Below are 23447 nucleotides of genomic sequence, written 5' to 3'. Positions count from 1 at the left end.
ACCCGCTCTATCTGCCGTAGTATAAAGTCACAGTGTGTTTGGCCTCGGCGAAGAACAGCCAGCGCTCGACCAGCATGCCGGCGAATTGGGCGATTGCGGCGGCTATCGACAGCACCGCCGCATACGGCCACGGCAAGGAGAACGCCGAGACCAATAGCAGGGCGGGCAAAGCAAAGGCCAGCACCTGCGTGATCTGGCGGAGTTTAGTGCTGTGCTTGCGCGCGATGCGAAAGCCCATCTCCTTGAGCAAATAGTTTTCCTCGGTATGCGGCCATTCCATAGACCGCACAATGCCGCCGGCAAGTCCGGTCGCGGTGTTGGCGTTGGTCGGGATTTCCAGCCTGTCGTTGTGACGCCAGGTCGCCAGTTTCAAACCCCAGCCGAGCACGGTCAGCAATAGGGCAGCCGCCAGAAATGGATTCGAGCCGATAGCAAAACCTTGCAGCAGCGCATTGAGCAGCACGCTGCCGGTCATCGCCGAAAAGATCAAATAGCCGGGCAAGGTGAAGCGGCTGTGCCATTGGGCGATCGGCTTCAGGGAGGCGTAGATCATGCCGGTGGTGCAGACGGTGACGATCGCGCCGATGGCAGCCAGCAACCCGGCTACGGTCACCCAGCCGTTCGTGCGACCGAGGAACACCCAGCCGATGCCGAACAGTCCCGCCGGGACGAAGGTGACGACCGAGGCAACGCCTTCGCGCGACAGCCAGGAGCTCTGCCATTGCGAGAAGGCGCGCCAGGCCCGTTCGGGCCGGCCGAGATGGCCGGCCGACGACAGCAGGCCTGCCGATATCAGACCAAGCGCCAGTCCCATGCCGACCAGGCCAAGCCAGAAATCGGGCGGGATAAAGCCCTGTCCGGCGAACGCGCCAAGCAGCGCGAGCAGGCCGTAACCGGCGCCCGTGGCGGTGGTGAAAAAGACGACGGAGAATGCTGGATGCATGAAGGCACGGATCAGTTCGAAAGCATGCGGTCGACCCAGCCAAGGAAGCCGCCTTCGGCCCGCACCGGCTCGAGCGCCGGGGCCGGCACCGACGCGGCGCGTGTGGTGTGCGCGCGCGGCGGCAGATATTTGTTGGTCGGCTTGTAGCCCATCTCCGGCATCAGATCGACACCGCCGCGCTCCGCCACCAGTTGCGACACCGCCGATGCCGGATCGCCCAGATCGCCGAAATGCCGCGCGCTGGTCGGGCAGGCGGCGACGCAGGCCGGCACGCGATCTTCCTCCGCCAGATTGTCGTTGTAGATGCGGTCGACGCACAACGTGCATTTCTTCATCACGCCGACATCGGTGTCGAATTCGCGCGCGCCGTAGGGACAGGCCCAACTGCATAATTTACAGCCGATGCATTTGTCCTCGTCGACCAGCACGATGCCGTCCGACGCCCGTTTGTAGGAGGCGCCGGTCGGGCAGACGGTGACGCAGGCCGGGGTCTCGCAATGCAGGCAGGAGCGCGGGAAATTCACCGTGCGCCCGCCCATCTCCGTCATGTGCTCATAGCTGTGCACACGGTTGAACCAGACACCGTCGACATTGCCGCCATAGGGATCGATGTCGGTCAGCGGCGCCATATGGCCGCCGGTGTTCCATTCCTTGCAGGCGGTAACGCAGGCCTGGCAGCCGACGCAGGTGTCGAGGTCAATGACCAGGCCGAGCTTTTTATCGGTGTGGGCGGGAAGGCAGGTCATTCGGCAGCTTCTCTTTCCCGGCGGAATTCGGCGCCGAAACTGAGCTTGTCGGGCGAGGACTCGAAATGCGGCGGCTGCCTGAACCGCTCGAATTGCGGTTCGGTGAAGCCTGCTTCCTCGGCTGCGCATTTGACGATGCGCACGCGCAGGTCGAACCATGCGGCCTGGCCGGTCACCGGATCGGAATTCGAATAGCGTCTGCCGCTGGCATCAGCGGAGGTCTGGTCGCCGATGATATGGTTGAGCAGGAAGGCGCGATTGGATTCGGCCGCATCATCCTTCAGCCCCCAGCTGCCGCGCCGCTTGCCGATCGCGTTCCACGTCCACACCGTATCGACGTTCACCCCGTCGACCAGCTTGATCTGCCCTTTGACCCTGCCGTTGATGCTCTCGATCCACACCCAGTCGTCATCGACAAGCCCGAGGCCGGCAGCGGTCCGATTGTGCACGAACAGCCGATTCTGGCTGGTGACCTGCCGCAACCACGCATTCTGCGAGCCCCAGGAATGATACATGTGCATTGGCCGCTGCGTCAGCGCGTGGAGCGGATAGGCTTGACTGTCGACCGCAGCCTCTTCGAAGGGCGCGTACCAGAATGGCAGCGGATCCATATAGGTCTCGATGCGGCTGCGCTCCGCCTCCGGCGGCAGCACCCCGCCATGGCCGCGTGCCGCCAGGCGGAAGCGCTGCATCGGCTCGGAATAGAGTTGGAACACGATCGGCTCGGCTTTCGGGATGAAGCCCATGTTCTCGGCGAAGTCGAGATAGGAGCGGTTGGCCATCTTGTAGTAGCGCTGATCGTCGGCGAAATCCTGGTGCCAGAAGCCGCCATTGTCGATGTAGCGCTGCAACTGGTCGAGATTGACCTCGCCCTTGCCGACCGAGGTCCCGTCCTTGCCGCGCCAGCCGGCGAGCGGACCGACACCTGGCGTGCGCTCGTGATTGACGATGTAGTCGGCATAGTCGCGGTATTTGGCGGAGCCGTCGTCATCGACGAAGCCGGGCAGGCCGAGCCGCGCGCCGAGTTCGATCAGAATCGTCTGGAACGGCCTGACGTCACGGTCCGGCTCGACGACGGGATGGCGGATGGCGTCGCCCGGCCCGTCGGCGTGGCTGATCGGCCGGTCGAGCAGACTGATACAGTCATGCCGCTCGAGGTAGGTGGTGTCCGGCAGCACCAGATCGGCAAAAGGCACGGTCTCGGAATAATAAGCGTCGGAATAGATAATGAACGGGATCTTGTACTCGCCCGACGCATCGATATCGGTCAGCATCGCCATCGTCTCGACCGTATTCATCGACGAGTTCCAAGCCATGTTGGACATGTACATGAACAAAGTGTCGATCTTGTAGGGATCGCCGGCCCAGGCGTTACGGATGACCGTGTGCATGAGCCCGTGTGCGGCCAGCGGCGCGTCCCAGGAGTAGGCCTTGTCGATACGAACAGGCTTGCCGCCTTCATCGATCAGCAGGTCCTCCGGCCCGCAGACGAAGCCGAGCGGCATGCCTTCGAGCGGCGTCATCGGCCTCACATTCTTGCCGGCGGGCTTCGGCCCCGGCGGGACCGAACGGGGATAAGGCGGCTTGAAGCGAAATCCGCCCGGCACATCCACCGTGCCGAGTAGCACCTGAAGCAAATGGATCGCGCGGCAAGAGTGAAAGCCGTTCGAATGGGCCGAAATGCCGCGCATCGCATGCATCGACACCGGCCGGCCCTTGATGGTCTCGTGCCGGCGGCCGGCCCAGTCCGTCCAGGCCACCGGCAGCTCGATTTGCTGTTCGAAGGCGACATGCGCGAGTTCTGCAGCAATGCGTCGGATCGTGTCGGCGGAGATGCCGCACCGGCTAGCGACCGCCTCGGGTGAATAGCTCTCGTCCAGATAGCGGTCGGCGATGAGCTGGAAGACCGGCACGCAGCGGCGACCGTCGACGAGAAAGCTGCCGGTCAGCGCCGGTTTTGCGTCGGCATCGCTGGCATTGACAGGCGTCTTCGCCACCCTGTCCCAAGCCAGCGGATTGCCGTCACCGTCGCGCGCAAACAGACCGTCATCGGCGGCACCAGGTTCCTGGATGACGAGGCCGTGGGCGTTGGTGTAGCGCAAGAGGTAGTTGAGATCGACACGGCCGGCCTTCAGCAATTCATGGATGAGGGCGAACACGAACAGGCCGTCGGTGCCGGGCCGGATGCCGATCCAGTCGTCGGCAATGGCGTTGTAGCCGGTGCGGCACGGATTAATGGAAACCACCTTGGCGCCACGCGCCTTGAGCTTGCCGAGGCCGATCTTGATCGGATTGGAATCGTGGTCCTCGGCGACGCCGAACAGCATGAAATATCTGGTATTGTCCCAGTCGGGTTCGCCGAACTCCCAGAACGAGCCGCCGATCGTGTAGAGGCCGCCGGCTGCCATGTTCACCGAGCAGAAGCCGCCATGGGCGGCGAAGTTCGGCGTGCCGAACTGGCTCGCCCACCAACCGGTCAGCGATTGCGACTGGTCGCGGCCGGTGAAGAAGGCGAGTTTCTTCGGATCGGTTCGGCGGATGTTCGAAAGCCGTTCTGTCGCGATCGACAAAGCTTCCTCCCACTCGATTTCGCGGAACTCGCCCGAGCCGCGCGGGCCGGTGCGCAGTAGCGGCTTCTTCAGCCGGGCCGGGCTGTAATGCTGCATGATGCCGGCGCTGCCCTTGCCGCACAGCACGCCGCGATTGACCGGATGATCCTTGTTGCCGTTGATGTAGCGGACCTTGCCGTCCTTGATGTGGACGTCGATGCCGCAGCGGCAGGCGCACATGTAGCAGGTGGTCTTGGCGATGCTGTCGGAGACATCAGGCGAAGTATCGACGCCGTCGCCTTCAGCGGGCGCGCGCGTATCGGCGAGCGGCCGTTGTGATGGTGCTGAGTTGGCGCCGCGCAGCGGTTTGTTGGTCATGATCCGGCGAGGTTTTTGCGTTCCGCGGCCTTGGCTCTCGTCTTCGGGCCTGGGCCGCGCATGTAATGTTGTTCCGGCCGATAGCGTTCACCCACGAGACGCCGCCGCAGGCTGCGGGTCCAGTGCGCAAACACGGATTTGAACAGCCCCACCAATTTCTACCCTCGACTGCTCTGGCGCGACTTTTTTCCAATTTCGGGCCAAAATTTAGAACAAAGAAATCAATCTGTCTAACAACTTGCTCTTGTAATTCCAATCGGATTTGCTTCTTAGTGTCGGCATGACTCTGGACCAACTACGGATCTTCGTCGCCGTCGCCGAACGGGCGCACATGACCAAAGCGGCCGAGTTGTTAGGCATTTCACAGTCGGCCGCGTCCGCCGCGGTCCGCTCGCTCGAACAGCAGCACGGCGTACAGTTGTTCAACCGAGTGGGCCGCAACATCGAGCTCGCCGAGACCGGGCGCCGGTTTCTGCCCGAGGCCAAGGCGGTCCTCGAGCGAGCTGCGGCCGCCCACAATGTGCTGGAGCATGTCTCGCAGACGATCACCGGCAGTCTTTCGATTGCCGCCAGCCAGACCATCGCCAGCTATTGGCTGCCGCGCCGGCTGGCCTCCTTCCACGAAGCCTATCCCGCCGTCAGGCTGAGCGTGAGCATCGGCAACACCCGGCAGGTCGAGACCGATGTCCTTGATGGCGCAGCCGATTTTGGCCTGGTCGAGGGGCGCACCGAATCCGACATTTTGCGGCGGGCAAAGGTCGATATCGATCGCATGATGTTGGTTGTGGCGCGCTCGCACCCCGAGGTCGCCGAAGTTTCGCTTGGGCATCCCGACCTTGGCAGGCTTCGCTGGATCATTCGCGAAAGCGGATCGGGCACGCGCGAGGCGCTGGAGGACCTTGCTCGACGCGACGGGGTTTCGTTCGCGGATCTGCAGATATTCCTGGTGTTGCCGAGCAATGAGGCTATTCGCCAGGCGGTCGAGGCCGGCGCCGGCGCCACCATCATTTCGGAACTCGTCGTCACGCGCGCGGTCGCCGAAGGCAGCCTGCGTTCCGTGCCGATCGATCTGCCGAAGCGCGAATTTGCCATGATCACGCATCGCGACCGGCAGCCAAGTCTGGCTCAGATGGCGCTCAAGGCACATCTCAGCGGGCAAGCTGAGAAAGCCGCGCCGCTCTAGAACATTTTGCAGCCAAGTGGAATCACTTGGCGTCGCAGAAATGCGGCTAAAACAAAATGGATCAGCCGAACTTCCGCTGCGCGTCGAGTGCCAGCCCGAGCCCGACCGAGCCGAACACATCGCCTTCGATTACCGACGCCTGCGGCACCAGAGCCAGGATCTGCTGCCTGGCTAACGGGATCGCGGTCGATCCGCCGGTCAGGAATACCGCGGTGATGTCGGAGGGCTTCACCTGCGCGTCGCGGACGGTCTGCTCGACGGTAGCTGCAACGCGCTCAATATCCCGAGCGATGGTGGCTTCGAGACCCTTGCGCGTGATTTCTGCCGTGAACCTCACCTCGGGCAGCGCGACCTCTACATCGGCGGACGATCGGTCCGTCAGCTCGATCTTGGCCTTTTCGACCAGCGCCGCCAGCGCATGGCCGTAACGATGCTCGACGATGTGGATGAAGCGGTTGACCAGGTCTGCGCGTTCCGCCTCATAGCGGATCTGGCGCAGATGCGTCATCGCCCTTGCGGTATAGACCAGATTGATGCGCTGCCATGTCGCCAGGTCGATGAAGTAGCTCGCCGGCAGATTACGTTTGCCATCCTTGGTTGGCGTCAAATAGCCGAGCTGCGGCATCACATGGGCGATGCTCAACAGCCGGTCGAAGTCGGTGCCGCCGATGTGGATGCCGCGGCTGGCCAGGATGTCGTCCTTGCGGTCGAACGAGCGGGCGCGCTCGGGCGAGACCCGCACGATTGAGAAGTCGGACGTGCCGCCGCCCATGTCGACGATCAGCGCCAGTTCCTCGCGCGTCACCTTTTGTTCGTAGTCAAGTGCCGCAGCAATCGGTTCGAACTGAAAGGCGATGTGCTTGAAGCCCTGGGCACGAGCGGCATTTTCGAGTTCGTGCTCCGCCTTGGCGTCGGCCTCGGCATCGTCGTCGACGAACTGCACGGGCCGTCCCAGCACCACGCTCTCTACCGTGTCATGGGCGTCTTCTTCCAGCTTCCTTTTCAGGTGACCGATGAACAGGCCGACAATCTCCATGAATCCGATCGAGCGCGCCTTGATGCGCGTCTTTTCGTGGGCGAGCGAGCTGCCGAGCACGCTCTTCAGTGAACGCATCAAGCGGCCTTCGATACTGTCCGTATAGTTGGCGATGGCGCGCCGCCCGAAATAGGTGCGGTTATCCTCGAAATTGAAGAACACCGCACTGGGCAGCGTAACCTGGCCGTCTTCCAACGCCACCAGCCGCGGCTGCCCGTTCCTGATCATGCTCACGGTGGAATTCGAAGTGCCGAAGTCGATCCCGGCAAATGCTGGTCGCATCCTGCGTTCCTGTATTCTGATTTGGGGAGCAGCAGCTCGTGTCCGGTCGGGCCGGGGTCGCGGTCTAGCCCATACCCTCGGAAAGGGAAACCACTTTTACGAGAGTTTAGTCTTTCCTGAAGACCAGCCTTCCGAGCCAGCCCGTCAACATGGCTAGCGACACGGCAAAGACACCGTAGAGGAAGGAATAGTCGTGCGCGACGCGGAAGATCGACTGTTCGAAACCGGACTTGCGGATTTCGAGCTGGGCGGAACTTTCCTTGATGAACAGGCCACTCTTGAACAGGAAGGCGCGGGCCTTGTGGGTGCCGACTGGAACGTTGGGAGCAAGCCTGACGGTGGCCCGGAACAGGTTCTGCGACAGGAACTGAACGCCGCCGACATTCTCGCTGTAGAGGCCGGTCGCCGCCTTGCGTTCGCGCAGCGCGGCGGTGAATTCCTCGATTGTCGCCGGGCTGTCGCCGGCGTCGGCCGGCTGCAAATAGAGGTTGGAGGCGCCGAGCGACAGCTGCTTGTAGCTGTTCGGATCGGTGACGTCCTGCAGCGGCCGCGTCGTCGCCACCGAATAGGAGACCGGTACGTTTTCGAAGGTCTCCGACTCCAGATTGACCCAGACGCCGAGCACCCGGTCCTTGCGGCGCACGACGACTGGCCGGGCCGGACCTTCCAGCACGACGATCACGTCGTAGCGCCCTTGCCGCGCGACAAGCGGATCGGCATTTTCCAGCGAGCCGAAGATGGTCAGGTCGGCGCCGGAAAAGCCGGCGGTAATCGAGACATTGTCGGTGGAAAGGCCGATCTGGATATTTTCGGTTAGTGGCGTCTGCGCCTTTACCGGTGACGCAGCGGCCAGCAGCGACAGCAAGGCGGCGGCCGCGATCGTCCTCAAGCCAGCCATCAGCTCAGGCCCACGCCGGACAGCGAATAGAGATTGGGCGGCGTGACGAAAAGACCGATGGCGAGCCGGATGGCGACCGCCAGCACCAGCAACGCCAGCAGCGCCCTGAGTTGCTCGCCGCGCAACCTCTGACCGGCCTTGGCGCCATATTGCGCGCCGGCGACACCGCCTGCCATCAACAGGAAGGCGAGCATGACGTCGACCGTCTGGTTGGTGGTGGCGTGGACCAGCGTGGTGTAGGCCGAGGTGAAGATGATCTGGAACAGCGAGGTGCCGATGACGACGTTGGTCGGCACTTTCAAAAGATAGATCAGGGCCGGCACCATGATGAAGCCGCCGCCGACACCCATGATCGACGACAGAAAGCCGATCGCCGCGCCCAGGCCAAGAACCGGAATGACGCTGACGAAGAGCTTCGAGGCCCTGAACCGCATCTTCAGCGGCAGGCGGTGGATCCAATTGTGCTGGCCGGATTTCTTCAACACCGGTGCGGCGCCGCTGCGGGTGGCGCGCAGCGCATTGACGCTCTCGACCAGCATCAGCCCGCCGACGGTGCCGAGCAGCACGACGTAGAGCAGCGAGATGAACAGGTCGAGCTGGCCGAGTCGGCGCAGGAACGCAAAGACATAGATGCCGCCGGTCGAGCCGACGATGCCGCCGGCCAAAAGCACGCCGCCAAGCTTGAAGTCGAGCGTGCCGCGCTTCATGTGCGACAAGGCGCCGGAGAAGGAGGAAGCGATGACCTGGTTGGCGCCGGTGGCGACCGCGATCGCCGGCGGTATATTATAGAAGATCAACAGCGGGGTGATGAGAAAGCCGCCGCCCACGCCGAACATGCCCGACAGGAAACCCACCGCCGCACCCATGGCCAGCAGCACGAAGACGTTGACGGAAATTTCCGCGATCGGGAGATAGATGCCCACCCGTCAGTCTCGATCAGTTTGCCTCCTGGCGAATGCAACCGTTGCGGGCATTTTGCGTCAGAAGGGTATCTCGTTCTTGCGCCGGCCGGGCGGTGAAGTCAAACTTCGCTGCGCCGCCGAAACAAAAAACAACTCAATCAGTTAACAGGCAAATCTGTGGCAAGGGCGTCGCGGAAACGACGCATCTGCCGTTATTTGCGCGCAAGCAGCGCCTTGACCAGTTTTTCGTCGATCGCGCCGGTTGCCTTCATGTCGTTGTCGGTCTGGAAGGCCATGATCGCGTTCTTGGTTTTCTGGCCCATCATGCCGTCGGGGTTGCCGGCTTCGTAGCCGTTCTTGTTGAGAATGCGCTGGATGTTCTGGACCGCTTTCTTCATGTCGATGCCGGCGGTCGTCTGTGGCGTGCCGTCCTGCCACGATTCAGGAATGTCGGCCGAATTGGCTGCCGGATCGAGCGGCTTGGCCTTCCACAGCTCAGCCGCGGCCCGCGCACGCTCCAACTGCTCGGGCCTCAGCGCCTTGGCGATTTCGTCGCGCTTGGCCGCAGCATCCTTGTCGCCGGCCTTGGCGACGAGCGCGAACCATTTGTAGCTCTCCTCGAGGTTCTGCTTCATGCCGACGCCTTTCGCCGCCAGAATGCCGAGATTGAACTGGCTGTCCTTGACGCCGAGATCGGCCGCCGCCTGGAACCAGTGCGCGGCCGATTCATTGTCGGTCACGCCATCCGCCGCCATCGCAAACAGCACGGCCAGGTTGTGCATGGCGCTGGCGTTGCCCTGCTCTGCGGCAAGCTGATACCAGGTCTTCGCTTTCTTGATGTCGCGTGCGACGCCGATGCCCTTCTCGTAGAAATTGCCGATGCGGTATTCTGCCGGTGCGAAACCGAGTTCGGCAGCCTTCTCATACCATTTGGCGGCCGCCGCCATGTCTTCCTTGACGCCGCGCGACTCGGCGTAGCGCGAGCCGATCTCGAACAGCGCCTTGGCGTCGCCGCCGGCCGCTGCATCGCGCAGGGCGGCCGGACCGACACCGGCCGGAACGTCGATCTTGGCAACGCCTGCCGCCGCGGCAGCATCCGCCGGCGGCACCGTGCCGGTCGTGTCCTGCGCCGCAGCGGTGGTGGTAGCAGGCGCGGCAGCCATTGGCTCGGCGTCGCTGGCCGTCGCCGCTGCCGGCGCGGGCACTGCGGCCGTGGTGTCTGGCGCCGCCAGGTCAGGAGCTGCCGCGGAGGCCGCGGGCGCCGTCGATGCTTCGGTTGCCGGCGTGGCGGGGGCGGTTTGCGCCGCCGCGTCGTCCTTGGTCATCGCAGTGGATGGGTCTGCCTGCCTGACGGTGGGGGACGGCGCGCTATCCTGCGCTGCCGTCTGCGCGTCCGCCTTCGGCTCGCTGGCAACGCTGGCCGATGCAGTCTCCACCGGCTGTGCGGCCACGGGCGGCGCCGCATCATTGCTGGCGACTTCGACCGGGTCGGAGAAGAAGGCCTTGCCCAGTTGCAGGCCGGCAAGCGCCAGCATGATCGCAATTGCCCCCATCAGGATCGGTTTGCGCCGCGCCTTGAGCAGGTCGCCGATCCTGAGCGCCTTGACCGGGCCTTTCATCGTCGACTGGCGCTTGAGGGCGTCCGCCTCGGCGGCCGCCGCTTGTGCCGCCCGTCTGGCTGCCGCGATGAAGTCCGATTTCGCCGCTTCGGCGCCGCCTTCCCGGGCCGGCTGCCCGCGCTCGTCGCGCACACGCTTCATGATGGCGTTGAGATCGGGTGCACCGGAGCCGGGTTCCAGTGGCCGGTTGGCGAGCTTGGGGTCGAGGGGCTCGTCGAGATCGACGCTCGGTATCTCGGCGCTCGCCGCCGAGCCGGCCAGCGGCGGCATCTCGGCCTCCTTCTTGCCCTTCAAGGCGCGCGCCAGCCCGCCTAACATCGATTTCCTGCCGCCGCCCTGCTCGGTTTTTTCACGCGTCGTGTCTGAGCCGAGAGCCGCCAGGGCGGCTGCAGCGGCGGCCTCGGCCGGCGTACGCGGACCTGGCTCGTCGCGCACGAGCGCCGCGGCGCGGCCGTCGAGATCGGCCATGTTGCCCGTTAACGGCAGCGGCTGGTCGATGTCCATCGACGGTGCGTCCTGCACCGAGATCTTGGATACCCGGCCGGAGCGTTTGCTCAACTCGGCGCTTGCCGGTTCGCCGGTCTCGAGTGAACCAAGCCTGTCAACGATCTTGAGCAGCGTATCGTGGATAGCCTCGAACGTCCTCGAATTGCGCTCGTCCGAACGGCGCGTCAGCGCCTCGAGCGTCTTCAGATCCTGGGCGAGGCCGGTAACGGCCGCCGTGTTAGCGCTTGATCCGGCCAGCGAGCGGACGGCGCTCTCGGCTGCCTCGCGCGCCGCGCCGAGGATGGAATCGCGGGTTCCGGCCAGCGACTTCTCGATTTCGTTGAGACGCGGGCTGATGTCGTCGAATTCCGGCAGCGGCGTGCCGGGCTTGGAAAGATGCGCCGTCAGGCCGGCGACCTGCGCTTCGAGGCTGCGGATCAACGCCGGGTCGATGCTGGCGACTTGTGCCGCGGACGAATCCAGTCGGCTTGAGATGTCTTCGAGCCGGCTCTCCAGGCCGCGGATCGCCGCCTCGTTGGCAGGATCTGGAACGCGCGTCTCCATCCGCTTGGCCAGCGCGGTGAAGCGGGCGTCGATGGCATCCATGATGCCGGCGCTGTCGACCTGCGGCATGCGCTGGTCCAGCCTGTCGGCGACCTCGTCCAGCCGGCGCTCGAGATCGCGAAACAGCATGTTGCCTTGTTCGATGGCGTCGCCCTGGCGACGTTCCATCATGCTGGACAGCACGTCGAAGCGCTGCTCGAGCCCCTGGAAGATGTAGTCGGCGTCGGGCATGGCAGGTGCGTGGTCGATCTTGTCGGCGATAAGCGCGACTTGCCTGGCAAGGCGTTCCATCGCCTGTTCCGGCAGATTGGCTCGGCCGGCCAGCTCGTCCACGCGGCTCGACAATGTGTTGAGGCGGTCGATGACCTCCCGGCCCGGACGATCTTGCGACACTTCTTCGATTTGCTGGGCCAGAGAATCAATCCGCTTCTCGATGCGTTCGAAGGGCTCCGGGTCGAACGAATTGGCTTGCGCGGCAACCGTCGAGGCGACGATCGCGCGGGAAATCTCGTCGAGCCGCTCGTCGATCTGGCTGAATGTGTCGCTGCCGCGATTGTCCTGCTGGCGGGCGAAATGATCGACCGCTCCGGCAAGCGTGCGGACCTTTTCCTCGAGCGAGCGCAGCGACAGCGATTCCGGCAGATTGCTGACGGCATTGCTGATCTGTTCGAGCCGCTCGGTCAGCGCCGACAGGCCGGGCGCGTCGGACCGCTTGCGCTGATCGGCGTCGACGCGGTCCTCGAAGGCGCTCCAGCGGCGGTCGAAATCGTCCCAGCGGCGGCCGACCGCCTGCACGCTCTCCTCGCGCGCCAGCGTGTCGAGAGCGGCCTTGACCTGCTCAAGCTCGAGCCGCAGCATATTGACGCTTCTGTCGTCGCTTTTTTCGGCCAGTGTCTGGATGGCGCCGGAAAGCCGCTCGAACTCGACGCCGAGTTCGGCGCTGCGCTTGCCGCCGCCATTTGACTGGAAGGCCCGCTCAATATTCTTGCGCAGTGCGTCGAACTCGCTTTGCAGGCCGGAGGTCATCTGCTGGCGCAGCTCTTCGCGCAGGCCGCGCAGTTCGCCGGCGATCTTGCCGGCCAGGGCGACGCCGTCCTCCTGGCCGCGCACCCGGTCGATATCGCGGGCGATCGCCTGGTAATTCTGGTCGAAAGTCGCTGCCGGACCTTTCGGCCGCTGCGCCTCGCGCGGGTCCTCATACAGGCGTTGCTGGCCATAGGGTTGGGCACTGGGATAGCGCGGTTCTGCCGCTGGTCGGCGTAGATCGGGGCGGCTTGCCGTCTCCTCGCGCGTCCGCTCCAGCCGCTGCTCCAGAGTTTCCAGCGAGCGGTTGAGCTCTTCAAGCGTCGTGTGCGGCCTGCGTTGCCTGCCGGCGTTGAGTGTATCGAGGTAGGACCGCTTGCTGTTCATCAATGCGCCCGTTTCAGAATTGCTGGCTTTCACCAGGTTCCCAAAGTCCTGCCGGGACGAAGGCGACCGCTTGGCTTGTTGCAGTGGAAGACGAGCTTCCCGGGTCTTACCCGCGCTCCGAAAAACCGTGAAAAATTCAATACAGGATAGACACGGGTAACCGACATGCGCACATTTCGCCCCAACGTGGTAAACAACGCGTTAACCAAGCTTAAGAAGTTGCAACTTTGTCGACTGGCTTCCGATGGCCCCGCGTGTCTTTTTGGACGCACAAAGGACGCTGTAGAATTTTGATCTGCCGCAGGGTCCTTTTCGAGATCGACTGCGATTTTCGGGATCGTCCGATAGCCGCTGCGGCATAAAGTTCTAAGCCCAGAACGCTCTTGCGTCGTGAGGCGGCTATCGATATAGCATTGACGTAAACGTAAACGAGCGGATTACGCCGTTTGCGATTTGTTTGTTGAAACCACGAGTGGAAGCACGCCCCCGCTTTCACTCAGGCGACGCAAGGTCCGCGACCGCGACGCCACCAGACGGGGAAAGCCAGTGACCATGAAACTTATTTCGCCCGGCCAAGCCGCGGCCAACACCAACGATATGTCGAGCGAAGCCGGTGAAGAGCTTGTCCGCATCGGCGAAATGGCCAAGAAATACGGGGTGACGCTGCGTACGTTGCGTTTCTATGAGGACAAGGGTCTTCTCAACCCGCAGCGTGACGGCTCGACCCGCCTCTATACCCGCCGCGACAGGGCCCGGCTGAAACTGATCTTGCTCGGCCGCAAGGTCGGGTTCTCGCTGCGTGACGTCAAGCAGATGATGGACCTATACGATCCGAACGGCTCCAACACCAAGCAGTTGCGGTTGGCGCTTGACAAGTCGGAGAAGCAGCTTGCCCGCCTGCAGAAGCAGCGGGCGCTGATCGACGACGCGATCAGCGAACTGAGTGCCTCGATGTCGACCGTCCGGCAAATGCTGATCGAGCGCTCGGCGCCGCAGGCCAGCGTGGCGAGCTAAACTAAACCTGTCGATTTCTGACGAATGAGAACCGCGCGGCTTTTGCTGCGCGGTTCTTCGTCGTTTGCCGTCCTGGAGCGCGGGAGAAAATTCGCTGCATCGCAGAATTGACGTTTACGCAAACGTCAATATTTGTTATCTCGACCCGTAACGTTTGGTCCGCCTGCTATCCTCATATACCGGGGCTGATTTCGGGGCCAAGACCGCATGGTGGAGGAAAACGTATGCCGATCTACAGGGCGCCGGTCCGGGACACGCTGTTCGTGCTGAACGAAGTGCTGAGGTATCAGCGCTATTCCAATCTTCCCGGATTTTCCGACGCCACGCCGGATGTGCTCGAGGCAATCCTTGCCGAAGGGGCGAAGCTCGCCGAAAACGTGATGCAGCCGCTGAACCGCGTTGGCGACATTGAAGGCTGCGTGCGCCATGACGACGGCTCGGTAACGACGCCGAAAGGCTTCAAGCAAGCCTTCGACCAGTATCGCGAAGGCGGCTGGATGGGGCTCGCCGCACCTGTCGAGTTTGGCGGACAAGGCTTGCCCTACGCGGTGCACACTGCGGTTGCCGAATATATGGTGTCGGCCAATATGTCGCTGATGATGTATGCCGGCCTGACGCAGGGCGCGATCGCTGCGATCATCACCCATGGCACCAAAGAGCAGAAAGCGACATGGCTGCCGAAGCTGGTCGAGGGCACCTGGACCGGCACCATGAACCTGACCGAGCCGCACTGCGGTACCGATCTCGGCCTGCTGCGCACCAAGGCCGTCCCCAATGGCGACGGCACCTACAAGATTTCCGGCCAGAAGATCTTCATCTCGGCCGGCGAGCATGACATGTCGGACAACATCGTCCACCTCGTGCTGGCCCGCATCGAGGGCGCGCCGGATGGCGTGAAGGGCATTTCGCTGTTCATCGTGCCGAAGCTCATGCTCGATGCATCAGGCAATCCGGGCGAGAAGAATACCGTCTCCTGTGGCTCGATCGAGGAGAAGATGGGCATCCATGGCAATTCGACCTGTGTCATGAATTACGACGAGGCGGAAGGCACGCTGCTCGGCGAGGCCAATGGCGGGCTGAAAGCCATGTTCACCATGATGAACGAGGCGCGGCTCGGCGTCGGCCTGCAAGGACTTTCGCTGTCGGAGGTCGCCTACCAGAATGCGGTTTCCTACGCCAAGGATCGCCTGCAGGGCCGCTCGCTGTCGGGGCCGAAAGAACCGGACAAGAAGGCCGATCCGATCATCGTCCATCCGGACATCCGCCGCAGCCTGATGACCATGAAGGCCTTCAACGAGGCCGGTCGGGCGCTGGCGCTGTGGACGGCGATCAAGTCCGACATTGCTCACCGCTCCGGTGACGACAAGGACCGCCTTGCCGCCGACGACTACACCGGCCTGATGACGCCGGTGGTCAAGGGCGTGCTCACCGACAAGGGTTTCGATCATGCGGTAATGGCGCAGCAGGTTTTCGGCGGCCACGGCTATATCGAAGAGCACGGCATGAGCCAGTTCGTGCGCGATGCCCGCATTGCCATGATCTACGAGGGCGCCAACGGCATCCAGGCGCTCGACCTTGTCGGCCGCAAGCTCGGCTTGAACGGCGGCCGCGCCGTGCAGGCCTTCTTCAAGGAGGTCGGCGAGTTCTGCGAGGAGAACCGCGCTGATGAGAAGATGGCGCCCTTCACCAAGGCGCTGAAGAAGGGCCTCAACGACCTGCAGGCCGCGACGATGTGGCTGGTGCAGAACGGCATGGCCAAGCCCGACAACGCCGGTGCCGCCTCGACCGACTACATGCATCTCTTCGGCCTCGTGGCGTTGGGCTACATGTGGGCGCAGATGGCCAAGGCTGCCGGGGCGAAATTGGCAAATGGCGCCGACGGTTCCTCGGCCTTCTACGACAGCAAGCTGGTGACGGCGCGCTTCTTCATGGAGCGGATCATGCCGGAGACGGCGGCGCACCTTGCCCGCATCTCCAGCGGCGGCGACACATTGATGGCACTGCCGGCCGAAGCGTTCTAAGTTCGACGTCCCCCTTCCCCTCGACGGGAGGGTGGCCGCGAAGCGGCCGGGAGGGGTCGCCACGGCAGCGCGCCAGCCTCAATTCTGGCGGCGTGCTTGGAAGGAGGATCAGAGAATAAACATGACCAGTCCCGCCGAAATCCTCGGTCTCCCCAAGCCCGCCTGGGCGGCGGACGAGGTCGGCATGCTCTACGACATGGCGCACCGCTTCATGTCGGAAGAGATCGCGCCGCGTTACGACGAGTTCGAGAAGAACGAGATGGTCGATCGCGAAAGCTGGCTGAAGGCCGGTGCTGCCGGCCTGCTCTGCGCCTCGATACCGGAGGAATATGGCGGCTCGGGCGGCACCTTCGCGCATGAGAGCGCCATTATCGAGGCGATCGGCCATGTCGGCGTCGACGGGTTCGGCATTGGCCTGCACAATTCGATCGTCGCCCCCTACATCCTCCATTACGGCTCGGAGGAGCAGAAGAAGAAATGGCTGCCGAGGCTGGCGACCGGCGAGCTGATCGGCGCCATCGCCATGACCGAGCCGGGTGCGGGCTCCGACCTGCAGGGCGTCAAAACGCGGGCCGAGAAGGACGGCAACCAATACAAGCTCAACGGCTCGAAGACCTTTATCACCAACGGCCAGCTCGCCAATTTCATCATCGTCGTTACCAAAACCGATCCTGAGAAGGGCGCCAAGGGCATCTCGCTGATCGTCGTCGAGACCGACGAGGTGGCGGGCTTCGAGCGCGGCCGCAACCTCGACAAGATCGGCCTCAAGGCCAACGACACGTCGGAACTATTCTTCAACGACGTGCGTGTGCCGACCTCGAGCCTGCTCGGCAGCGAGGAAGGCCAGGGCTTCGTCCACCTGATGCAGCAATTGCCGCAGGAGCGGCTGCAGATCGGCACCACAGCTATCGCCATGGTCGAGCGGGCGCTGGCTCTTACCATCGACTACGTCAAGGAGCGCAAGGCCTTCGGCAAGGCCATCATCGAATTCCAGAACACCCAGTTCAAGCTTGCCGAATTGAAGACCGAGGCGACCATCGGCCGCGTCTTCTACAATGACTGCGTTGCCCGCCACATTAACGGTGGCCTCGACCCGGTGACGGCCTCGATGGCCAAATACTGGTTGTCCGACCTGCAGGGAAAAGTCGTCGACGAATGCCTTCAATTGCATGGCGGCTATGGCTACATGAATGAATATCCGATCGCCCGCATGTTCCGCGACGCCCGCGTCCAGCGCATCTACGGCGGCACCAACGAGATCATGAAATTGCTGATCGGGCGCTCGCTCTGAGCGATTTTTCAGCAAACCCAAGGAGCAGGAAAATGGCCGAAGCTTATGTCTATGATGCCGTGCGCACGCCGCGCGGCAGGGGCAAGAAGGATGGCTCGCTGCACGAAGTGCCGGCGGTGCGGCTCGGTGCCAAGGTGCTCGAAGCCATCCGCGACCGCAACGGGCTGGACACCGGCACCGTCGACGACATCATCTTCGGTTGTGTCGATCCAGTTGGCGAGGCGGGTGCGGTCATTCCACGTGCCGCCGCTTTCGAGGCGGGCTACGACACCAAGGCGCCCGGCATGCAGATATCGCGCTTCTGTGCCTCGGGCCTGGACGCCATCAATTTCGGCGCCGCCAAGATCGCGCAAGGTGCCGACGAGATCGTCATTGCCGGTGGCGTCGAATCAATGTCGCGCGTCGGCATGGGTGCCTCCGGTGGCGCCTGGTTTATGGATCCCTCGGTCGGCCTGCCCGGCTGGTTCGTGCCGCAAGGCATATCGGCCGATCTGATCGCCACCAAATACGGTTTTTCGCGCGACGACGTCGATGCCTACGCGGTCGAAAGCCAGAAGCGCGCCGCCAAGGCGTGGGGAGAGGGCCGCTTCAAGAAGTCGGTGATCTCGGTCAAGGACCAGAACGGCCTGACCATCCTCGACCACGACGAACACATGCGGCCTTCGACCGACATGCAGTCGCTGGCCGCGCTCAACCCGTCCTTCGTCATGCCAGGCGAAATGGGCGGCTTCGACGCCGTCGCCGTGCAGAAGCATCCCGAGGTGGAAGAGGTCAACCACGTCCACCATGCCGGCAATTCGTCCGGCATCGTCGATGGTGCGGCCGCCGTCCTGCTCGGCTCGAAAAAGGCGGGGAAGACGCTCGGTCTCAAGCCCCGCGCGCGCATCCGTGCCTTCGCCAACATCGGCTCCGAACCGGTGCTGATGCTGACCGGCCCGGTCGACGTCACCGAGAAGCTGTTGAAGCGGGCGAAGATGAAGCTGTCGGACATCGACCTGTTCGAGCTCAACGAGGCGTTCGCTTCGGTGGTGCTGCGCTACATGCAGGCTTTCGACATTCCGCATGACCGGATCAACGTCAATGGCGGCGCCATCGCCATGGGCCATCCGCTCGGCGCCACCGGTGCGATGATCTTCGGTACGGTGCTGGACGAATTGGAACGCCGCGACCTGAACACTGCGCTGGTGACGCTTTGCATCGGCGCCGGCATGGGCACCGCAACGATCATCGAACGCGTCTGACGGAGAGACATGATGAGCTACACCAATTTCACCCTCGACATCGACGCCGACGGCATTGCGATGATTACCTGGGACATGCCGGACCGTTCGATGAACGTCTTCACCGAAGAGGTGATGCTCGAACTGAACGCCATCGTCGACAAGGTGGCGGGCGACGCGGCAATCAAGGGTGCGGTGATCACCTCAGGCAAGGATACGTTCTCGGGCGGCGCCGACATCACCATGCTGCAGAAGATGCTGGCGACCTTCGCCGCCGACAAGGTGAAGGACACAGAGAAGGCGACCAAGGCGCTATTCGATAATGCGGGCACTATGAACGGCCTGTTCCGTAAGCTGGAAACCTCGGGCAAGCCGTGGGTTTCGGCGATCAACGGCACCTGCATGGGCGGCGCGTTCGAATTGTCGCTCGCCTGCCATGGCCGTGTCGCGGCCGATTCCGACAAAGTGAGGATGGCGCTTCCCGAAGTGAAGATCGGCATTTTTCCGGGCGCCGGCGGCACCCAGCGCGTACCGCGGCTGACCGACCAGCAGCAGGCGCTGCAAATGCTGACCTCCGGCCAGACGCTATCGCCGCAGAAGGCCAAGTCAATGGGCCTGATCCATGAGATTGCCGAGCCGGACAAGCTGGTCGAAACCGCCAAGGCGATGATCAGGAACGGCTTGAAACCGGTGGCGCCGTGGGATGAGAAGGGCTTCAAGCTGCCCGGCGCTCCGATCTATTCGATGGCCGGTGCCAATCTGTGGCCGCCGGCCATCGCCATCCTGCGCCGCGAGACCTATGGCAATTATCCCGCCGCTGCCGCCATCCTGAAATGCGTCTATGAGGGCCTCCTGGTGCCGTTCGACACCGCCTTGCGAATCGAGCAGCGCTATTTCACCGAGATCATGCAGACCAGGGAAGCGGCAGCGATGATCCGCTCGTTGTTCGTGTCGCTCCAGGAACTGAACAAGGGTGCGCGCCGCCCGGCCGGCGTGCCGGAAACGAAGTTCAAGAAGATCGGCGTGCTCGGTGCCGGCTTCATGGGCGCCGGCATCGCCTATGTGACGGCCAAGGCCGGCATTCCGGTGGTGCTGCTCGACCGCGACATGGAGTCCGCCACCAAGGGCAAAGCGCATTCCGACAACCTGATCTCGGATCAGGTGAAGAAGGGCCGTGCCAAGCCGCAGGACAAAGACCAGCTGCTGTCGCTGATCACGCCGACGGCCGATTACGCCGATCTTGCCGGCTGCGATCTTGTGGTCGAGGCGGTGTTCGAGGATTCGGCCGTTAAGAAGGATGCCACCGAACAGGCCGAGGCGGTGCTGAAGCCGTCGGCAATCTTCGCGTCGAACACGTCGACCATCCCAATTACATCGCTGGCCAGGAATTCGGCGCGGCCGAAGAATTTCATCGGCATTCATTTCTTCTCGCCGGTCGACAAGATGATGCTCGTCGAGATCATCCTCGGCAAGAAGACCGGCGACAAGGCGCTGGCCACCGCGATCGACTTCGTCCGCGCCATCAAGAAGACGCCGATCGTCGTCAACGACACGCGCGGTTTCTATGTCAATCGCTGCGTGCTGCGCTACATGTCGGAAGCCTACAAGATGCTGATCGAAGGTGTTCCGGCGCCGATGATCGAAAATGCGGCCAAGGCCGCCGGCATGCCGGTCGGTCCTCTGGCGTTGACCGACGAGACTGCGATCGACCTTGCCCAGAAGATCATGAAGCAGACCATGCGCGATCTCGGCGCCAAGGCGGTCGACCCGAAGCAGATGGCGCTGATCAACACGATGGTCGACACGCATGGTCGCTTGGGCCGCAAGAACGGCAAAGGCTTTTACGACTATCCCGCAAAACCGGCCAAGAAGAAGCTGTGGCCAGGCCTCAGGGATCTCTACCCGCAGTTGGCGGCGGAGAAGGTCGACTATGAGGAGCTGAAGCAGCGGCTGCTGGTCACCATAGCGCTTGAGGCGGTACGGGTGATGGAGGAGGGCATCGTTACCGATCCGCGCGAGGCCGATGTCGGCTCTATCCTGGCCTTCGGCTTCGCGCCCTATACAGGCGGTGCACTGTCCTACATCGACGGCATCGGCGTGAAGAAATTCGCCAACATCGCCAAGGGCCTGCAGAAGAAATACGGCGCCGAGTTCAAGGCGCCGAAGCTGCTGCTCGACATGGCCGAGAAGGGCGAGACCTTCTATGAGCGCTTCGATCCTTATACCAGGAACGAGGCCAAGGAGGCGGCGTGACGCCGTCTTCGGCGGTGGACAAGATGGCGGCCAGGGGGTAGAACAGGGAAGGTATTTTTTCCTGTTTCGAAGGAGAGCAAGGTGCTCTCGCATGACCGCGTATGGGCCGCCATCGACGCTCTCGCCGAGCGTTACTCGCTTTCGGCCTCCGGCCTGGCCAGGCGCGCTGGCCTCGACTCGACCGCCTTCAACAAATCGAAGCGGCTGTCCTCGGATGGGCGGCCGCGCTGGCCGTCGACCGAATCGCTGGCCAAGATCATCGAGGCGACCGGCGCCTCGCTGGATGAATTTGCGGGGCTGGTCGAAGGCCGGGGTACATCCGGCGCACTGCCCGTGCAGAAATCGTCGGTGCCGCTGCTCGGCTTCGCCCAGGCCGGCGCCGGTGGCTTCTTCGACGACGCCGGATTTCCGGCGGGGCAGGGATGGGACCTGATCGAACTCCCCGCACGGGCGACCGAAACCTCCTATGCCTTGAAGGTCCAGGGCGATTCCATGCTGCCGCTCTACCGCAATGGCGATGTCCTGATCGTCGAGCCGGGGGCTGTCATACGAAAGGGCGATCGCGTCGTCGTCAAGACCAATGCCGGCGAGGTGATGGCCAAGGTGCTCGACCGCCAGACACCTAAGTCGATCGCGCTGGTCTCCCTCAATCCCGATCACCCGGACCGCGACATCCCCATGCGCGATGTCGAATGGGTGGCGCGGATTGTCTGGGCAAGCCAGTAGGGCGCGCCGGTGCGTCTGCCTCACCTTGCCTTGGCTGTTCTGGCGATCCCGGCGATGGCCACGGCAATTGTCGCCGGCGGCCGCGCCGTCCAGAACGCAAGCGGCGGCCCCGGGGAGCAAATCCAGGTCAGCGCTGAACCGCAGCCCGCCGCGCCGGCTACGTCGGCCATCCCGAAACCAGAGGCGGCCAAGCAGGCGGCGCATTCGAGGGCAATCGATCCGGAAATCGTGGTGCCGCCGCAGCTCGGTTCCGACGAGCTTGAACGGATCGAGCCGCGCGCCCCGTTGAGCGATCTGGCATTGGCCGGACCGCCCAAGCCGCCAAAAACGAAAATGCCGGAGGACGGGAAAGGCATGAAACTGTTTCAGCCCGTCGCGCCGGCCGCCGGGGTCATCGAGGCAAAGGGCTACGCGATTGCGGTTTCCGGTATCGACATCGTCAAGCAGGACGAGACTTGCACCGACAGCGGCAAGTCCTGGAGTTGTGGCGTCCGGGCGCGAACGGCCTTCCGCGCTTTTCTGCACGGTCGCGCGGTGGTCTGTACGGTGCCGCCCGAAGGCGGCCGTGACCTGATCGCCGCCGAGTGCCGGATCGGCAATCAGGATATCGGCCAATGGTTGGTCGAAAACGGCTGGGCGCGCGCCGCCAAAGGTAGCGCTTACACAGAAGCCGGCGAGAAGGCGCGTGCAGCGAAAAAGGGCGTCTTCGGGCCGGCGCCGAGCGTTTCAGGCCTGCCGCCGCTCCCGGCTGCGTCGCGGTTCGCGCCTGTGGCGCCGGGCTCGATCCTGGAGGAGCAGGACGGCGTCCTCAAGCCGCCAGCTGACCAGCCAGCGCCCGCTGAATGAGCTCACGCGTTTCGGCAATGCCGTAGAGCGCGGCGAAGGAGCCGAAGCGCGGCCCGCGTTCCTGACCTATCAGCACCTGATAGATCATCTGGAAGAAGGCGACGGAGACGCCGGGCCCGCCCTCCGGGCTCTGCTTCGAATGATCTTGGTAGCGCTCGATCTTGCGCGCGACATTGAGGGCAGCGTTCTGGATCGCCTCGCCATCGGCGTCGGCCGGCAGCGCGGCGAGCGCTTCCGAAAGCTTGGTCAGCGCCTCGCGCTCGACCGCCTCGGCGGCACGGTACACTTTGGCCGGCTTCACGAAATCGTCAAAATAGCGGATCGCATATTCGGTCAGCCGGTCGAGTTCGGGGTGGGTTGCCGGCGTCACACCCGGCGCGTGGCGCGAAATGAAGCCCCACAGCACGTCCCTGTTCTGGGCATTCGAGGCACTGACCAGGTTGAGCAGCAGCGCGAACGATACCGGCAGGTCGATGACGGGCGGATTGCCGTCATGCATGTGCCAGACCGGATTGCCCAGGCGCTCTTTCCACTCCTGCTTCTGATAAGCAGATAGGAACGTGTAATACTCGTCTACCGCCTTCGGGATGACGTCGAAATAGAGCTTCTTCGCGGTTCGCGGGCGCTGGAACATATAAAGGCTAAGGCTCTCGGTCGGGGCATAAGTCAGCCACTCGTCGATGGTCAGCCCATTGCCCTTCGATTTCGAGATCTTCTGGCCGTGCTCGTCGAGGAACAGCTCATAATTGAAGCCCTCCGGCGCCGGAGCATCGAGGGCGCGGCAAATCTGCCCGGCGAGCTTGACGGAATCGATCAGATCCTTGCCGGACATCTCGTAATCGACGCCGAGTGCCGCCCAGCGCATCGCCCAGTCAGGCTTCCATTGCAGCTTGGCGTGACCGCCGGTCACCGGCGTCTCGAAGCGCTCGCCGGTGGCCGGGTCGCGCCACACGACGGTGCCGGCGTGGGGCTTTGGCGCCTGGGTCCCCCCCAGCCAGACCCAGCCCGGGGTTGGTTGGGGAGGCAGGGAAGGCGGAAAGCTGAGACCCCCCGCCCCACCCCCCGCCGGCCCCCGAAAAT

At 63.4% G+C, this 23447-nt stretch carries 15 protein-coding genes and 1 pseudogene; 8 read left to right on the top strand and 8 right to left on the bottom strand.

The features are described 5' to 3' along the window. Positions 1-7: 7 nt before the first annotated feature. The 3 genes from NKJ08_RS13260 to NKJ08_RS13250 are packed head-to-tail and all read right to left on the bottom strand — an operon-like array spanning position 8 to position 4616. On the bottom strand, positions 8-943 hold the full coding sequence (locus tag NKJ08_RS13260) for a dimethyl sulfoxide reductase anchor subunit family protein (RefSeq protein ID WP_352776105.1): 936 nt from the start codon (positions 941-943) through the stop codon (positions 8-10). A gap of 11 nt (positions 944-954) precedes the next feature. Then, positions 955-1689 (bottom strand): 4Fe-4S dicluster domain-containing protein, encoded by a 735-nt coding sequence (locus tag NKJ08_RS13255; protein WP_352526765.1) that lies wholly within the window; start codon positions 1687-1689, stop codon positions 955-957. Continuing rightward, positions 1686-4616 (bottom strand): molybdopterin oxidoreductase family protein, encoded by a 2931-nt coding sequence (locus tag NKJ08_RS13250; RefSeq protein WP_352776103.1) that lies wholly within the window; start codon positions 4614-4616, stop codon positions 1686-1688. The genes NKJ08_RS13255 and NKJ08_RS13250 overlap by 4 nt, the downstream gene beginning before the upstream one ends. Before the next feature lie 280 nt (positions 4617-4896). Here NKJ08_RS13250 and NKJ08_RS13245 point away from each other — a divergent pair, with 280 nt between their 5' ends. Beyond that, positions 4897-5799, top strand: coding sequence for a LysR substrate-binding domain-containing protein (locus tag NKJ08_RS13245; protein WP_352526769.1), 903 nt, complete (start codon positions 4897-4899; stop codon positions 5797-5799). Between the two features lie 61 nt (positions 5800-5860). On the opposite strand, the gene NKJ08_RS13240 is transcribed toward NKJ08_RS13245, so the two are convergent. The 4 genes from NKJ08_RS13240 to NKJ08_RS13225 all read right to left on the bottom strand — a co-directional run bounded on the left by NKJ08_RS13240 (position 5861) and on the right by NKJ08_RS13225 (position 12996). Then, positions 5861-7117, bottom strand: a complete 1257-nt coding sequence (locus tag NKJ08_RS13240; RefSeq protein ID WP_352776101.1) for an Hsp70 family protein — start codon at positions 7115-7117, stop codon at positions 5861-5863. Positions 7118-7223: 106 nt separating this feature from the next. Next, positions 7224-8015 carry a TIGR02186 family protein gene (locus NKJ08_RS13235; RefSeq protein ID WP_352526773.1) on the bottom strand — a complete coding sequence of 264 codons (792 nt, stop codon included), beginning with the start codon at positions 8013-8015 and terminating at the stop codon, positions 7224-7226. After that, positions 8015-8938, bottom strand: a complete 924-nt coding sequence (locus NKJ08_RS13230) for a sulfite exporter TauE/SafE family protein (protein ID WP_352526775.1) — start codon at positions 8936-8938, stop codon at positions 8015-8017. Before NKJ08_RS13230 ends, NKJ08_RS13235 begins: the two co-directional genes overlap by 1 nt. 191 nt (positions 8939-9129) lie before the next feature. Beyond that, positions 9130-12996 carry a peptidoglycan-binding protein gene (locus NKJ08_RS13225; RefSeq protein WP_352776098.1) on the bottom strand — a complete coding sequence of 1289 codons (3867 nt, stop codon included), beginning with the start codon at positions 12994-12996 and terminating at the stop codon, positions 9130-9132. A 552-nt stretch (positions 12997-13548) separates the two neighbouring features. Between NKJ08_RS13225 and NKJ08_RS13220 the strand changes: the two genes are divergently transcribed. From NKJ08_RS13220 to NKJ08_RS13190, 7 genes are all read left to right on the top strand, one after another. Next, positions 13549-14010: a MerR family transcriptional regulator gene (locus tag NKJ08_RS13220; RefSeq protein WP_023719513.1), complete on the top strand. Its 462-nt coding sequence runs from the start codon at positions 13549-13551 to the stop codon at positions 14008-14010. 224 nt (positions 14011-14234) lie between these two features. Next, positions 14235-16031 (top strand): acyl-CoA dehydrogenase, encoded by a 1797-nt coding sequence (locus tag NKJ08_RS13215; protein WP_352526779.1) that lies wholly within the window; start codon positions 14235-14237, stop codon positions 16029-16031. A gap of 121 nt (positions 16032-16152) precedes the next feature. After that, a complete protein-coding gene (locus tag NKJ08_RS13210; protein WP_352526781.1) occupies positions 16153-17322 on the top strand; it encodes an acyl-CoA dehydrogenase family protein in 1170 nt (389 codons plus the stop codon). A gap of 32 nt (positions 17323-17354) precedes the next feature. After that, positions 17355-18563 (top strand): acetyl-CoA C-acetyltransferase, encoded by a 1209-nt coding sequence (locus NKJ08_RS13205; protein ID WP_352526783.1) that lies wholly within the window; start codon positions 17355-17357, stop codon positions 18561-18563. Between the two features lie 12 nt (positions 18564-18575). Beyond that, positions 18576-20795 (top strand): 3-hydroxyacyl-CoA dehydrogenase NAD-binding domain-containing protein, encoded by a 2220-nt coding sequence (locus NKJ08_RS13200; RefSeq protein ID WP_352526827.1) that lies wholly within the window; start codon positions 18576-18578, stop codon positions 20793-20795. 81 nt (positions 20796-20876) lie between these two features. Then, complete coding sequence (locus NKJ08_RS13195; protein WP_352526784.1) at positions 20877-21521, top strand: S24 family peptidase; 645 nt, start codon at positions 20877-20879, stop codon at positions 21519-21521. A 9-nt stretch (positions 21522-21530) separates the two neighbouring features. After that, a complete protein-coding gene (locus NKJ08_RS13190) occupies positions 21531-22367 on the top strand; it encodes a thermonuclease family protein (RefSeq protein ID WP_352781967.1) in 837 nt (278 codons plus the stop codon). Here the strand turns inward: NKJ08_RS13190 and lysK are convergent. Then, a pseudogene (lysK, locus tag NKJ08_RS13185) lies at positions 22330-23447 on the bottom strand (lysine--tRNA ligase); the annotation flags it as partial. The gene NKJ08_RS13190 and the pseudogene lysK overlap by 38 nt on opposite strands.

The organism is Mesorhizobium sp. M0244 (assembly GCF_040321795.1).
GTDB lineage: Bacteria > Pseudomonadota > Alphaproteobacteria > Rhizobiales > Rhizobiaceae > Mesorhizobium.
Note: the sequence above shows the minus strand (reverse complement) of the source record. Positions and strands in the feature narration are given on the sequence as shown.

Bases quoted from the DNA above. Each gene is read 5' to 3' on its own strand.
- NKJ08_RS13260 (WP_352776105.1), bottom strand. From the start codon at position 943: ATGCATCCAGCATTCTCCGTCGTCTTTTTCACCACCGCCACGGGCGCC.
- NKJ08_RS13255 (WP_352526765.1), bottom strand. From the start codon at position 1,689: ATGACCTGCCTTCCCGCCCACACCGATAAAAAGCTCGGCCTGGTCATT.
- NKJ08_RS13250 (WP_352776103.1), bottom strand. From the start codon at position 4,616: ATGACCAACAAACCGCTGCGCGGCGCCAACTCAGCACCATCACAACGG.
- NKJ08_RS13245 (WP_352526769.1), top strand. From the start codon at position 4,897: ATGACTCTGGACCAACTACGGATCTTCGTCGCCGTCGCCGAACGGGCG.
- NKJ08_RS13240 (WP_352776101.1), bottom strand. From the start codon at position 7,117: ATGCGACCAGCATTTGCCGGGATCGACTTCGGCACTTCGAATTCCACC.
- NKJ08_RS13235 (WP_352526773.1), bottom strand. From the start codon at position 8,015: ATGGCTGGCTTGAGGACGATCGCGGCCGCCGCCTTGCTGTCGCTGCTG.
- NKJ08_RS13225 (WP_352776098.1), bottom strand. From the start codon at position 12,996: ATGAACAGCAAGCGGTCCTACCTCGATACACTCAACGCCGGCAGGCAA.
- NKJ08_RS13220 (WP_023719513.1), top strand. From the start codon at position 13,549: ATGAAACTTATTTCGCCCGGCCAAGCCGCGGCCAACACCAACGATATG.
- NKJ08_RS13215 (WP_352526779.1), top strand. From the start codon at position 14,235: ATGCCGATCTACAGGGCGCCGGTCCGGGACACGCTGTTCGTGCTGAAC.
- NKJ08_RS13210 (WP_352526781.1), top strand. From the start codon at position 16,153: ATGACCAGTCCCGCCGAAATCCTCGGTCTCCCCAAGCCCGCCTGGGCG.
- NKJ08_RS13205 (WP_352526783.1), top strand. From the start codon at position 17,355: ATGGCCGAAGCTTATGTCTATGATGCCGTGCGCACGCCGCGCGGCAGG.
- NKJ08_RS13200 (WP_352526827.1), top strand. From the start codon at position 18,576: ATGAGCTACACCAATTTCACCCTCGACATCGACGCCGACGGCATTGCG.